The following is a 12,851-nucleotide window of genomic DNA, read 5'->3' on the forward strand; positions in this document are numbered from 1 at the left end:
CGGCCCGCGCCGACGTGACGGTCCGGGCCCCGAGGAGCACCCTGGAATCAGCGATTCCGGAGGTGGTCCCCATGACGCAGACCATTGCGGGCTGGCATGTGGAGCTGGAGTTCCAGGAGGACGCCACGCATACGCGTGCGGTGGCCCTGGTCCGGCTGCGCGACGGCAGCGAGGTACGGGCACACGGCCACGCGAGCCGTCACGAGTCCGACAGAAATCAGCCCAGGGTCGGCGAGGAGATCGCCGGTGCCCGCGCCCTGAACGAACTGGCCATGCAGTTGCTGACCAAGGCGCACGAGGAGATCGACACGGATTCCGGCCGGCAGTCCCACCCGATCAACATCTGAGGGGTGCGCGCGAGGCGTGGGCGGCGGTCAGGACAGCGCCGCGCGCACCGCGCGCACCAGCGCCTGCGCCCGCGGGTCCGCCGTCACGCTCTTGCGGAAGCCGTTGGTGACATAGCCGAAGGCGATGCCCGCCCCGGGGTCCGCGAAGGCGAGCGCGCCGCCGCGGCCCGGATGGCCGAAGGAGCCGGGGGAGAGCAGCGGGGACGCGCTGCCGTGCAGCATGTAGCCGAGCCCGAAGCGGGTGGCGACGACCAGCACCCGGTCCGCACCGGCCGACTGCTCGGCGCGGGCCAGCTCCACGGTCTGCGGCGTGAACAGCCGCCTGCCGCCGTCGACCTCGCCGATCAGCGAGGCGTAGAAGCGCGCCAGGCCGTCGGCGGTGGCGACGCCGTTCGAGGCGGGGAGGGCTGCCGCGCGGTAGGCGGGGTCGTTCTCGTCCGGGAGCGGGCTGATCGCGCCGAACGCCCGGCGGGTCAGCGACCCCGGGTCGGCGTACGCCTCGGAGACGGCGCGCTTGGGCCGGGTGCGCAGCGCGCCCGCGGTCGCGGGCGACTCGACCGGCCCCACCCGCCCCACCCGCGCCTGCTGTGCCGTCGGCAGCCCGAGCCACAGCTCGGCGCCGGCCGGCCCGGCGATCTCGTCCGCAATCCACTCGCCGATGGTCCGCCCGGTCACCCGCCGCACCAGCTCACCGGTCAGCCAGCTGTAGGTCTGCGCGTGGTAGCCGTGGTCGGTGCCCGGCTCCCACACCGGTGCCTGGGCCGCCACGGCGGCCGCGCCGAGGTCGGGGTCGGCGGCCTCCGCGGGCGTGAGCGGCCGGTCCAGCACCGGCACGCCCGCGCGGTGCGAGAGCAGCTGCCGGACCAGCGTCCGCTCCTTGCCGGCCGCCTTGTACTCCGGCCAGTACTCACCCACCGGCGCGTCCAGGTCCAGCTCCCCGCGCTGGTGCAGGAGCAGCAGCACGGCGGCGGCGACGCCCTTGGTGGCCGAGCGCACGATCTGGGCGGTGCCGTGCTCCCACGGCGCGTCGCCCGCGGCACCGTCGAAGTCACGGGTGCCGCCCCACAGGTCGACGACCCGGTGCCCGTCCCGGTACACGGCCACCGCCGCGCCCCGGTCCCCGAGCAACTCGAAGTTGCTCGCGAACGCGTCCCTGACCGGCTCGAAGCCCTCGGCCACAGTGCCGTGCACGTCCACGTCCTGATCCCTCCACCCACTCGCCTGGCGACAGTGAGTGAAACATGGCCGCGGGGCCTTCGATTCCTCGGTACGCGGGTGGGAAGGCCGTCCGTCGGGGTAGGCGGGAGCAGTGGGCACAGGACTTGTCCCGGCAGGCAGCCGGCGAGGGCGGACAGCGGCAGCGCGAGCGCGTACGAGCGGTCGGCCCGGCAGGCGGTCACCGTCGGGTGCCGGGCGGCCTGGGCCCCGCAAGCGCATTCCGGAAAATGTGCGACATTAGAGATAAAGCAGATTTAGCGGATGCACAGCTTTCGCACGGATCACGGAGCGTAAAGGGCAGTCCGATGTCTGTAGTCGAGCAGTATGCGCGAGCCCACATCCTCACGGACGAGGACGCACGGGACGAGCCGCCCGCGGTGCCCGTCGTCCTGCGTTACGACCCCGACGCCGATCCACGGTCCGTACGGGTCGGCCTGCCCGGCACGGACGAGTGGACGTTCTCGCGCGCACTGCTGGAGCAGGGCCTCAGGGCGCCCGCGGAGAGCGGTGACGTACGGGTGTGGCCGCTGGGCCGGGTCCAGGCCGTGGTGGAGTTCCACTCCGACCACGGCACATCGGTGGTGCAGTTCGAGTCGAAGGCGCTGCTGCGCTTCCTCCGGCGGACCTACATGGCCACTCCCGTGGCCGGCTGACGCGGCCTCCGGCCCCAGGGGACCTCTAGAGGGACGACCCGAGCTTCAGCAGTGCCGCCACGATCGGCCCGGCCGTGTCGCCGCCGTGGCCGCCCGCCTGGACCACGCCCGCGGCCGCGAAGTCACCGCAGTACGCGGTGAACCAGCCGTTGGGCTTCTTCTGGCTGTCGACCTCGGCCGACCCCGTCTTGGCGCCGCAGCTCGAACTCAGGCCGGACATCGCCTTGGCGGCCGTGCCGTACGCCGCCGTGTACTGCATGACCTCCTTCAGCTGCGACTGCGTCTTCGACGACATCGTGCGCGAGGCCTTCGCGATCGTCCGGTTGTCGACGCTCGGGGCGACCAGGTAGGGCTGGTGGAAGGAGCCGGTGTCCACGGTCGCCGACACCGACGCCATGTTCAGCGGGTTCATGCGCACCCCGCCCTGCCCGATCAGCGAGGCGCCCATCTGCGCGCCGCTCTGCACCGGGACGGAGCCGTCGAAGGTCGGCACACCGATGGCCCAGTTGTTCATGCCGAGGCCGTAGACCTGCTGGGCCTCGGTGGTCAGGTCGCTGTTGGACAGCTTCGGCGCGAAGTCGATGAAGGCGTTGTTGCAGGAGGCGCCGAAGCTGAGCTTGAACGAGCCCTTCTTGATCTCGGAGTCGTCGTCGTTGTGGAACGTCCACCCGGCGAGCTTGTACGTCTTCGGGCAGGGGTGCGACGCGTCCGGGGTGATGAGCCCCTTCTCGAACAGCATCGTCGACGTGATGATCTTCATCGTGGAGCCGGGCGCGAGGGAGCCCTGGAAGGCCACGTTGAAGCCGTGGCCGGAGTTGGCGACGGCGAGGACCTCACCGGTCGAGGGGCGCATCATCACGACCGAGGCGTTCTTCTGTGTGGTGACCTGCTTCTCGGCGGCCGCCTGCAGGGTCGGGCTGAGCGTGGTCTTCACGGTGCCCGGCGTGCCCTTGCTGAGCTCCAGGAGCGTCTTGTCGGACAGCTTCGCCTTCTCGGACGCCGTGCCGCGCACCACGCGCAGTTCGACGCCCGCCTTGCCGCCGGCCTTCTTGCCGAACTTCTCCCGCAGTCCGTCCAGGACCGAGCCCAGTGACGGGTACCTGGCGGTGGTGATCTCCCCGCCGTCGCGGTCCAGGGCCTTGATCGGCGGGGTGCCGGACTCGCCGGTGACCAGGGTGTCGCCGTCCGAGAGGTCCGGGTGGACGACCGCGGCGTGCCAGTCGACCACCGGCTTGCCGTCGCTGGTCCGCCGGATCACGGTGAACGCGGAGTCGTACGACAGCGGCTTGCTGACGCCCTTGTACGACACCGTCGCCTTCACGGAGAAGGGGACCTTGTCACCGCTGCGGGTGCCTTCGGTGAGGGTGACGTCCTTGACGTGGGCGTCCTGGGCATAGCCGGTGAGGAGCCTGACACAGGCCTTGCTGTCGTCGGTGACGGCGGCGGCCCGGGTGACCTTGCCCTGCTGCCAGGACGACAGGAAGGTGCGCGCCGTCGTCTGCACCTCGGTGGCGGAGAGCGGGCCGGTCTTGACGGGCTTGTGGCCGGCCGCCGACGCCGCGTCGGCCGCCCCGCCGCCGTAGAGGGCGTAGAGGCCGAAGCCCGCGCCACCGACGACGACGGCGATCATCCCGCCGATGACGGCGGGTCTGTTCTTCCGTCGCTCGGCGACGCGCCTTCTCTTGCCCACAGCTCACTTCCTCCGCACAATTCCCCGGGGTCCCCGTCGCCCCGTGGCCCTCACGCTCCCCAACGACGGACCAAGCCTAGAGTCCCGGCCTGTGAGGGTGACGTCAGCCACCGATCCGTAGCACACTCGCGACAATCGGACCGGCCGCGTCGATGCCGTGGCCGCCGTCCTGGGTCATGGCCGCGGCCGCGACGTCGTCGCGGTAGCCGGCGAACCAGCTGTTCGACTTGGACTGGCCGTCGACCTCCGCCGAACCCGTCTTGGCGCCGATGCTGCCGCTCAGCCCGCGCATCACACCGGCCGCGGTGCCGCTGGTGGCGGTGCGGTTCATCATGGCGCGCAGCTGGGCGGCCGTGGTGGCCGGCAGGCCCTTGGCGGTGGCCAGTTCCCGGCCGTCCAGCTTCTGCGGGACGAGCACCGGCTGCCGGAAGGTGCCGGTCATCGCGGTCGCCGCCACGGAGGCCATGTTCAGCGGGGACATCTGCACCTGGCCCTGGCCGATCAGGTTGGCCGCGGTGTCCGGGCCGCCGGAGGCGGGAACCCGCCCGTCGAAACTCGGGATGCCGACCTTCCAGTTGTTCCGCCCGAGCCCGAAGTGGTCCTCGGCCTCCTTGGTGAGCGAGTCGACCTGGACCGAGTCCGCGTACTTCACGAACGCCGTGTTGCACGAGCGCGCGAAGCTGTCCGAGAGGGTGGCCTGCTCGTCCGGCCGAAGCCCCTTGAGGTTGCTGAAGGTCTGGCTCTGCCAGGTCGCGGTCGGCGGGCAGGGCGCCGGGCCGTTCGCCGTCGTCAGGCCGGTGTCGATGAGGGTGGCGGCACTGATGATCTTCATGGTGGAGCCGGGTGCCAGCTCGCCCAGGAAGGCCGCGTTGAAGCCGTCCTCGCGGTGGTTGGCGACCGCCAGCACCTCGCCGGTGCTGGGCTTGACGGCCACCACTGACGACTCGGTGTACTTCGTCACCGCGGTCTCGGCGGCGGCCTGCAGGCGCGCGTCGAGCGTCGTGTGCAGCTTGCCCGCCTTGCCCTCGGCGAGGGTCAGCAGCGTGGTGTCGGCGGACTCCGCGGACGCGTGCCGGATGACCAGCTCCACACCGGGGGTGCCGCCCGCCTTGTCGCCGTACCGGCTGCGCAGCTCGTCCAGGATCGGGCCCAGGGACGGGTACTTGTCCTTCGTGAGCACCTTGCCCTCGCGGTCCACGGCCTCGATCGGCGGGCTCGCCGCCTCGCCGGTGGACAGGGTGTCGCCGCGCCGGAGCTCCGGGTGGACCACGGACGGATCCCAGTCGACGAGCGCGCGGTGCGTGGTCTCGCCGCGCACGATTTTCAGCCGGCTCCGGTAGGCGAGCGGTTTCGACTTCCCGCCGTAGGACACGGTCGCCTGCACGCTGTAGGGCACGGTGGCGCCGGTCGCCTTTCCGGGCGTGATGCGCACGTCCTTGATGTGCGCCACGTCGCTGAAGGACGTCAGTACCGGTTCGGCGTCGGCGGAGTCGTTCGTGTACGACGCCGCGGTCACCGACTGGCCCTTCTCCCAGGCCGTGAAGAACTTCTGCGTGGTGTCCTTGATCTCGTCCTTGGTCGGCGGCCCGGTCCGCACGGCCGGCGTGCCGTCACCGTGGAGCGTCGACAGGACGTTGTAGGCGCCGTATCCGCCCCCGCCCAGCACGGCCGCGCAGACGCCGCCGATCAGGGCACCCTTGACCCCCTTGCGCATGGTGCGAAAAATCCCTCCCCGCGAGCCTTTGCCGCATTTTGTGAACGCGTTCAAAAGCTGGTTGTGACTCGCACTGTAGGTCTTGCGGGGCCCCTGTGACAGGTGTTGACCGATTGTTGGCCGAACCCTCTCCTCCGACCGACTTGATCATTCTTCGATTGGTCGGGCTAGGATCCGACGGCGCTTCCAGGGGTGGGGGCTCGGTTGCATGCTGGGGAGAGGCGAACGTGGAACGAAGACAGACTCTGATCGCGGGCTGGGTGGTTGTGGTGTCGCTGGCCGCGATCATGACGGGTGTGACCAACTGGTCGTCCAAGCCGGCCAAGAGCGCGCTGTCGTTCGCATATCAGCGGGAGGGGGGCGACAACTACATCAGCCAGACACTGGCCATCAAGAACGCGAACAAGGAGTCGGTCGTCCCCGTACTGGCGTTCACCGCGCTCGACCAGAACGGCGACCCCCTGCCAGGGGTGCATGTCCGAACCGTCTACGGCAGCGACAGCGGCCGTCTGGTGGTTCCCTACGGGTCGGGTCTCGACATCCTGCGCTTCTCGGGGGCCGGTGAACACCAGGTCTACGACGTCCGCGTCACCGTCAAGCGTGTGGCCGCCGCCAAGAGCCGGGCCGGTAGGAGCCCGGTGACCGTTCAGGAACTGGACGGTGCCGGCCACACCGTGAGCAAGTTCTCCCGCTTCAGTGCCGTTCGAATGACGAACATCGACCCCTATCCAGTGACGATGCGTGTGGCCTACCTCGTCTACGACCAGCCGGCGGAGGGCGAGACACAGCAGGCGGTCTCCGTCACTCCCATCGGAGGGCTGGTCCGCGTCCCGGGTGGTGGCAGCGCAGTCGTCCAGGTCACCGGCGCCGCCGCCACTGCCGTGGCCAGGTATTCCGGTGGTCCGGCCGTGAGCGTCAAAGCGTACGACTCGCAGTGATCAGTGGTGGCGGGTCACTCCCGCCGCCCATCGGATCACCTGCAGACACAGCTCGGCCACCAACGACAGTCCGGCGCGGCACTGGTCGTGGGGCGACTGTGGCGTAGCCCCAGCTAGACCCAGGTGTCGAGCCACATCCGTGAACGCCAGGAATCGATCGGAATCGCCGTGCCCGTGTACAGCGGCCAGAAGTAGATGAAGTTCCAGACGACCAGCAGCACCAGGACACCCGCGCTCGCCGCGCCGACCAGCCGGCGGGTGTCGCTGGAGCCCGGCGGGCCGATGATCGCGCCGATCATCATCGCCACCGCGAGACACAGGAACGGCACGAAGACGACGGCGTAGAAGAGGAAGATCGTGCGCTCCTGGTACATGAACCAGGGCAGATAGCCGGCCGCGATGCCGCAGGCGATGGCACCGGCCCGCCAGTCGCGGCGGAACGCCCACCGCCACAGGACATAGCCGATCGCGAAGCAGGCCGCCCACCACAGCAGCGGGGTGCCGATCGCGAGCACCTCACGGGCGCACTTCTCGCCGGCGTCGGACGGACAGCCGTCCACACCCGGGGACGGCGACTCGTAGAAGTACGACACCGGGCGGCCCAGCACCAGCCAGGACCACGGGTTCGACATGTACGTGTGCGGCGTCGACAGGCCGACGTGGAACAGGTACACCTCGTGCTCGTAGTGCCACAGGCTGCGCAGCCAGTCCGGCAGGAACGTCCAGTGGCCGCCCTTGCCGTCGGTGGCCGCCCAGTTGCGGAAGTAGCCGCCGGTGCCGTCGGTGGGGGACAGGATCCAGGCGATCCAGGAGGTCAGGTAGACGGCGATCGCCACCGGGACCGTCGCCAGGAAGGTGATCCCCGTGTCGTACCTGAGGACCGCCCGGTACGGGTGCCGGGCACCGGCCACCTTGCGGGCGCCGACGTCCCACAACAGCGCCATCAGGCAGAACGCGGCCAGGATGTACAGGCCGTTCCACTTCGTGCCGATCGCGAGGCCCAGCAGCACACCCGTGGCCCAGCGCCAGGGACGCCACCCGAAGCGGAAACCGTCGGCCACGCGCGCGTCCGGACGGATCCGCCCGGACGCGTCCGGCGGCAGCGCGGCCGCGAGTTTCTCCCGCGCCTTGTCCCGGTCGATGACCAGGCAGCCGAACGCGGCCAGCACGAAGAACATCAGCACCCCGTCGAGCAGCGAGGTGCGGCTCATCACGAAGTGCAGACCGTCCACCGCCATCAGGGCGCCCGCCAGGCAGCCCAGGAACGTGGACCGGAAGATCCGGCGCCCGATCCGGCACAGCAGCAGCACGCTCAGCGTGCCCAGCAGTGCCGTCATGAACCGCCAGCCGAACGGGTTGAAGCCGAAGATCAGCTCCCCGAGGCCGATGACGTACTTGCCGACCGGCGGGTGCACGACGTACGCCGCGTCCACCGGGATGCCGACGTGTCCCGCCTTCTGCAGGATCAGGTCGTTGGCGTTCTTGTCCCAGTTGACCTCGAAACCGCGGTGGACGAGCGCCCACGCGTCCTTCGCGTAGTACGTCTCGTCGAATATCACCGCCTTGGGGCTGCCCAGGTTCCAGAACCGCAGCAGGCCCGCCACCAGCGTCACCAGCAGCGGACCGCCCCAGCCCGACCAGCGCGTGAGCCGCGCGGCGAGCCCCGGGGAGACCCCCAGGGCGAGCCACAGCCGGGGGTTGGGCTCGGTGTACGGCGGCACCAGGCGGCCGACGACATCGGCGGGCGCGCCGGAGCCCACGGCGCCTCTTTCGCCGGAGGCGTGCGCCGCGTGCGCCGGGCTGGCCGGGTAGCCGAACCGGCGCAGCCGCTGCTGCCACGCCGGCCGCTCGTCGAGCGCCGCCTGGCCCTGCCGGGTGTCCGTGGAGGACGCGGTACTGGTCACCGCGCCATCGTAGGGAACCGTGCTGTGTGAGTCCCGTGCAATGGGGCTTCACAACCGGTTCCTTTGCGTTCGGCGCCGATGCCCGACCTGCCTGTCATCGCCTGTCGGCGGGGGCTGCGAGGATGGAGCCGTGACTGGAACCCTTGTCCTCGCAGGCACCCCCATCGGCGATGTCGCGGACGCCCCGCCCCGGCTCGCCGCGGAGCTGACCGGCGCCGACGTGATCGCGGCGGAGGACACCCGGCGGCTGCGATGGCTCACCCAGGCGCTGGGCGTGACCCCCAAGGGGCGCGTGGTGTCGTACTTCGAGGGCAACGAGGCCGCCCGCACCCCGGAGCTGGTCGAGGAACTCGTCGGCGGCGCGCGCGTGCTGCTGGTGACCGACGCCGGGATGCCGTCCGTCTCGGACCCCGGCTACCGGCTGGTGGCGGCCGCCGTGGAGAAGGAGATCCGGGTCACGGCCGTCCCGGGGCCGTCCGCCGTGCTCACCGCGCTCGCGCTGTCCGGGCTGCCCGTCGACCGGTTCTGCTTCGAGGGCTTCCTGCCGCGCAAGGCGGGCGAGCGCCGCTCACGGCTGGCGGAGGTGGCCGAGGAGCGCCGCACCCTCGTCTACTTCGAGGCCCCGCACCGCCTCGACGACACCCTGGCCGCCATGGCCGAGGTCTTCGGCGCCGAGCGGCGGGCCGCCGTCTGCCGTGAGCTGACCAAGACGTACGAGGAGGTACGGCGCGGTCCGCTGGCCGAGCTCGCGGTGTGGGCCGCCGACGGGGTGCGCGGCGAGATCACCGTGGTCGTCGAGGGCGCCCCGGAGCGCGGGGCCGAGGAACTCGACGCGGCGGAGCTCGTGCGGCGGGTACGGGTGCGGGAGGAGGCCGGGGAGCGCCGCAAGGAGGCGATCGCGGCGGTGGCCGTGGAGGCGGGGATTCCCAAGCGGGTGGTGTTCGACGCGGTGGTCGCGGCGAAACGCTCCGCTGAGTGAGGGCCGGTTGCCCGGCGCTGTTGTGGTTGCTCTCGTGCAGCGGTCCGCGGGTTGTGGACGGCTGGTCGCGCAGTTCCCCGCGCCCCTGAAGGGGCGCCTCAGTCCCGGCGTTTCAAGGGGGCGCTCCTTGATCCTTGAGCGCGTCGCGTCTCCTCTGAGCGTGCGCCCCTGACCTGCGGTGATGTGTCCTCTGAGCGGGGTGCGTCTCCTCTGAGCGCGCGCCCCACGGCACGGTAAAGCGGGGGCGGGAAAGGCAAAGCCAATCCCCCTGCGGAAAGGGCGATTCGGCAAGCGAAGTCCAAATCGCCTCCAACACTCGGCAGGCCGGTCGCATTCGCGTCGGTGAAGGCGTCCACTGGTCAGCGGGGACTCATCCGTCCCCCACCCCCATGGGATTCCGGGGGGAATCCCCGCGCCGGGGGTGCGTGCTTGTCCACGCGGACAAGAGGAGCTGGCATGAGTGAGATCGCAGGGCAGACCGGCCTCCACGGTGCGGCCACCGCAGTCGTCCACGAGTCGTATTCCTTCGCCTGCATGCGATGCGGGCACGGCTGGGAGCAGTCGTACGAGATAGAGCACCACACTGACGCCGACAACCACGAGTTCGTCAGGTACGTGGCCAACGGCCGGGTCGTCCCCTCGCCGCTGAGCCGGCCCTCGTGCCAGAACTGCGACGGCCAGGTGCTGCGGATCATGCGCGCGGGACAGGTCTCGTCGGTGCGGAACGCGGCCCGGCGGTCGCACCAGCCGTCGGCGCAGGACCGATCCGCCGGGCAGGCCGGTACCGGTGCCGGGACGGCCGCGGAGGCCTCCGCACAGGTCGAGCCGCACCACTGGCACCTGTCGGATCTCCTGCATCCCTTCCAGCGGAAGGCGAGCTGACCCGGTCCCGGATCCGGCGGGCATGCCCCTTTCGTAGGATCGGGGCATGCCTTCGAACGCCTCCGGTCCGGCCTCCCGCACGGCCGACAAGAACACGGCGCCGCCGCTCCCGGAACCCCTCCGGGTGCCCGTCGCCGACTCGCACACCCACCTCGACATGCAGTCCGGCACGGTCGAGGAGGGACTCGCGAAGGCCGCGTCGGTGGGCGTGACGACCGTCGTCCAGGTCGGCTGCGACATCAAGGGCTCGCGGTGGGCGGCCGACACCGCCGCCGCGCATGAGAACGTCCACGCGACTGTCGCCCTGCACCCGAACGAGGCGCCGCGCATCGTGCACGGCGACCCTGGGGGAGGGTGGTCGCGGCAGGGGGCGCGGGTGCCCGGCGGTGACGCCGCGCTGGACGAGGCGCTCGCCGAGATCGACCGGCTGGCCGGGCTGCCCCACGTCAAGGGCGTCGGTGAGACCGGTCTTGACCACTTCCGCACCGGGCCCGAGGGCAAGTCCGCCCAGGAACGCTCCTTCCGCGCCCACATCGAGATCGCCAAGCGGCACGGAAAGGCGCTCGTCATCCACGACCGCGACGCCCACGCCGACGTGCTGCGCGTCCTCAAGGAGGAGGGCGCCCCCGAGCGGACGGTCTTCCACTGCTACTCCGGGGACGCCGCGATGGCCGAGGAGTGCGCCCGCGAGGGCTACTTCATGTCCTTCGCCGGCAACGTCACCTTCAAGAACGCCCAGAACCTGCGGGACGCCGTGGCGGTGGCGCCGCTCGAACTGCTCCTGGTGGAGACCGACGCGCCCTTCCTGACCCCGGCGCCGTACCGCGGACGGCCCAACGCCCCGTATCTCATTCCGGTCACGGTGCGCGCGATGGCCGCCGTGCGCGGCATCGACGAGGACGCGCTGGCGGCGGCCCTGGACGCGAACACGGCCCGGGCCTTCGATTACTGAGGGTGTATCGATCGTAACTGGCGCATAACGTTCACCGGGGTTCACCTCTGGTCCGCACGCGACCGTGCGTAGTCGAGCCGCTTTGGAGAGTGACGGGTGCTCCGCTAGGTTCTGGGGGCCCGATCCGGACCCGTCTGGCCCTCTGGAGCGTGTCGGCGTGAGCACATCGCAGTACGAGACGTCTGGGGCGCACGACCCCTACGGTGCGCCTGGAGCGCACGGCGTGCAGGGAATGTACGGCGTGCACGACGCCCGTACGCCGGGCTACGGCCCGGCGTACGGAGGTGACACGTACCGCCCGGCGTACGAGGTCGCCGCGCGGGCGCACGGGAGTGAGCCGGTGCTGCCGCGGCAGGGCGCGCGCGGTGTGGAGAAGGAGCCGCGTACGGGGGGCGCCCACGCCATGGCGGGGCGACGCGCCGCGCGCCGGCGGAAGGCGCGGTACTCCGGGCGACCGGAGTCCGCGGTGCGCCGTCTGCTGCCGCAAGCGCTCGTCGTCGCGTTCCTCGCGGGCGGCACCACCGCGTTCCTCGCCAAGGACAAGGCGATCGAGCTGACCGTGGACGGCAGGCCGCGCACCCTGCACACGTTCGCGGACGACGTGACCGGCCTGCTGGCCGAAGAGGGCGTGCCGGTCGGGGCGCACGACATGGTGGCGCCCGCCCCCGGCACGCCACTGGCCAGCGGCGACGAGGTCGCGGTGCGCTACGGCCGCCCGCTACGGCTCACGCTGGACGGCGAACGGCGCGAGGTGTGGACGACGGCGCGCACGGTGGACGGGGCGCTCAGGCAGCTGGGGGTGCGGGCCGAGGGCGCGTATCTGTCGGCCTCGCGCTCCCAGAGCATCGGCCGTGCCGGGGTCGAGCTGGACGTGCGCACCGAGCGTACGGTCACGATCCTGGCGGACGGCCGGACCCGGACCATCCGCACCAACGCGGCGACCGTCCGCGAGGCCGTCGAGGAGGCCGGGATCATCCTGCACGGCCAGGACACCACCTCCGTGCCGCAGCCCGCCTTCCCGCGCGACGGGCAGACGGTGACCGTGCTGCGCGTCAGGGGCAGCAGGGAGGTGCGCGAGGAGACCATCCCGTTCGACGTGCGGCGGACCGCGGATCCGACGCTGTTCACGGGCACCGAGGTGGTCGAGCGGGCCGGGCGGCCGGGGCTGCGCCGTGCGACGTATTACCTGCGGACCGTCAACGGAGTCCGGCAGAAGCCGCGCCGCGAGACCTCCGAGGTGGTCCGGCAGCCGCGCACCCAGCTCGTCCGGGTCGGGACCAAGCCGCACCCGGACTCCGTGCAGGGCGCCGACGACCTGAACTGGCAGGCTCTCGCCGCCTGCGAGTCCGGCGGCCGCCCGCACGCGGTGGACCCCTCCGGGACGTACGGCGGGCTGTACCAGTTCGACAGCGACACCTGGCGCAGCCTCGGCGGCAGCGGGCGCCCGCAGGACGCCTCGGCCGAGGAGCAGACGTTCCGCGCGAAGAAGCTCTACGTGAGCCGCGGCGCCACGCCCTGGCCGCACTGCGGGGCCCGGCTGCACAGGTGACCGGCGGGAGGCGTCCCCGGCGGCC

Annotated in this window: 11 protein-coding genes; 7 read left to right on the forward strand and 4 right to left on the reverse strand. The window is 71.4% G+C overall.

Annotation, left to right across the window (positions count from 1 at the left end):
- Positions 1 to 71 precede the first annotated feature (71 nt).
- Positions 72 to 347 carry a DUF1876 domain-containing protein gene (locus tag LQ326_RS05695; RefSeq protein WP_234533303.1) on the forward strand — a complete coding sequence of 92 codons (276 nt, stop codon included), beginning with the start codon at positions 72 to 74 and terminating at the stop codon, positions 345 to 347.
- A 27-nt stretch (positions 348 to 374) separates the two neighbouring features.
- Here LQ326_RS05695 and LQ326_RS05700 read toward each other — a convergent pair whose 3' ends face one another.
- On the reverse strand, positions 375 to 1,544 hold the full coding sequence (locus tag LQ326_RS05700; RefSeq protein WP_234533304.1) for a serine hydrolase domain-containing protein: 1,170 nt from the start codon (positions 1,542 to 1,544) through the stop codon (positions 375 to 377).
- 326 nt (positions 1,545 to 1,870) lie between these two features.
- Here LQ326_RS05700 and LQ326_RS05705 point away from each other — a divergent pair, with 326 nt between their 5' ends.
- Positions 1,871 to 2,218 carry an SsgA family sporulation/cell division regulator gene (locus tag LQ326_RS05705; protein ID WP_181804396.1) on the forward strand — a complete coding sequence of 116 codons (348 nt, stop codon included), beginning with the start codon at positions 1,871 to 1,873 and terminating at the stop codon, positions 2,216 to 2,218.
- A 25-nt stretch (positions 2,219 to 2,243) separates the two neighbouring features.
- Here the strand turns inward: LQ326_RS05705 and LQ326_RS05710 are convergent, their stop codons facing one another.
- Positions 2,244 to 3,908, reverse strand: a complete 1,665-nt coding sequence (locus LQ326_RS05710) for a penicillin-binding transpeptidase domain-containing protein (RefSeq protein WP_234533306.1) — start codon at positions 3,906 to 3,908, stop codon at positions 2,244 to 2,246.
- Between the two features lie 103 nt (positions 3,909 to 4,011).
- Positions 4,012 to 5,622 carry a penicillin-binding transpeptidase domain-containing protein gene (locus tag LQ326_RS05715; protein WP_234533308.1) on the reverse strand — a complete coding sequence of 537 codons (1,611 nt, stop codon included), beginning with the start codon at positions 5,620 to 5,622 and terminating at the stop codon, positions 4,012 to 4,014.
- Positions 5,623 to 5,849: 227 nt separating this feature from the next.
- On the opposite strand from LQ326_RS05715, the gene LQ326_RS05720 reads away from it, so the two are divergent.
- Entirely contained in the window at positions 5,850 to 6,560 is a 711-nt protein-coding gene (locus LQ326_RS05720) for a hypothetical protein (protein ID WP_234533310.1), read from the forward strand.
- Positions 6,561 to 6,673: 113 nt separating this feature from the next.
- On the opposite strand, the gene LQ326_RS05725 is transcribed toward LQ326_RS05720, so the two are convergent.
- Positions 6,674 to 8,464, reverse strand: a complete 1,791-nt coding sequence (locus LQ326_RS05725) for a dolichyl-phosphate-mannose--protein mannosyltransferase (protein ID WP_234533312.1) — start codon at positions 8,462 to 8,464, stop codon at positions 6,674 to 6,676.
- Between the two features lie 130 nt (positions 8,465 to 8,594).
- Between LQ326_RS05725 and rsmI the strand changes: the two genes are divergently transcribed.
- The 4 genes from rsmI (at position 8,595) to LQ326_RS05745 (ending at position 12,826) form a co-directional block, all read left to right on the forward strand.
- Positions 8,595 to 9,443 (forward strand): 16S rRNA (cytidine(1402)-2'-O)-methyltransferase, encoded by an 849-nt coding sequence (rsmI, locus tag LQ326_RS05730; protein WP_234533314.1) that lies wholly within the window; start codon positions 8,595 to 8,597, stop codon positions 9,441 to 9,443.
- Positions 9,444 to 9,899: 456 nt separating this feature from the next.
- Positions 9,900 to 10,325 (forward strand): hypothetical protein, encoded by a 426-nt coding sequence (locus LQ326_RS05735; protein WP_234533316.1) that lies wholly within the window; start codon positions 9,900 to 9,902, stop codon positions 10,323 to 10,325.
- Between the two features lie 46 nt (positions 10,326 to 10,371).
- On the forward strand, positions 10,372 to 11,277 hold the full coding sequence (locus LQ326_RS05740; RefSeq protein WP_234533318.1) for a TatD family hydrolase: 906 nt from the start codon (positions 10,372 to 10,374) through the stop codon (positions 11,275 to 11,277).
- A gap of 232 nt (positions 11,278 to 11,509) precedes the next feature.
- Complete coding sequence (locus tag LQ326_RS05745) at positions 11,510 to 12,826, forward strand: resuscitation-promoting factor (RefSeq protein WP_268206727.1); 1,317 nt, start codon at positions 11,510 to 11,512, stop codon at positions 12,824 to 12,826.
- Positions 12,827 to 12,851 lie beyond the last annotated feature (25 nt).

Origin of the sequence: Streptomyces shenzhenensis, from assembly GCF_021462265.1 — a bacterium.
GTDB classification, from domain to species: Bacteria; Actinomycetota; Actinomycetes; order Streptomycetales; family Streptomycetaceae; genus Streptomyces; species Streptomyces shenzhenensis.

What these genes read in the sequence shown, in the direction of transcription:
- LQ326_RS05735 (WP_234533316.1), top strand. Translation starts at nt 9,900, where the DNA reads ATGAGTGAGATCGCAGGGCAGACCGGCCTCCACGGTGCGGCCACCGCA.
- LQ326_RS05695 (WP_234533303.1), top strand. Translation starts at nt 72, where the DNA reads ATGACGCAGACCATTGCGGGCTGGCATGTGGAGCTGGAGTTCCAGGAG.
- LQ326_RS05745 (WP_268206727.1), top strand. Translation starts at nt 11,510, where the DNA reads ATGTACGGCGTGCACGACGCCCGTACGCCGGGCTACGGCCCGGCGTAC.
- LQ326_RS05715 (WP_234533308.1), bottom strand. Translation starts at nt 5,622, where the DNA reads ATGCGCAAGGGGGTCAAGGGTGCCCTGATCGGCGGCGTCTGCGCGGCC.
- LQ326_RS05705 (WP_181804396.1), top strand. Translation starts at nt 1,871, where the DNA reads ATGTCTGTAGTCGAGCAGTATGCGCGAGCCCACATCCTCACGGACGAG.
- LQ326_RS05740 (WP_234533318.1), top strand. Translation starts at nt 10,372, where the DNA reads ATGCCTTCGAACGCCTCCGGTCCGGCCTCCCGCACGGCCGACAAGAAC.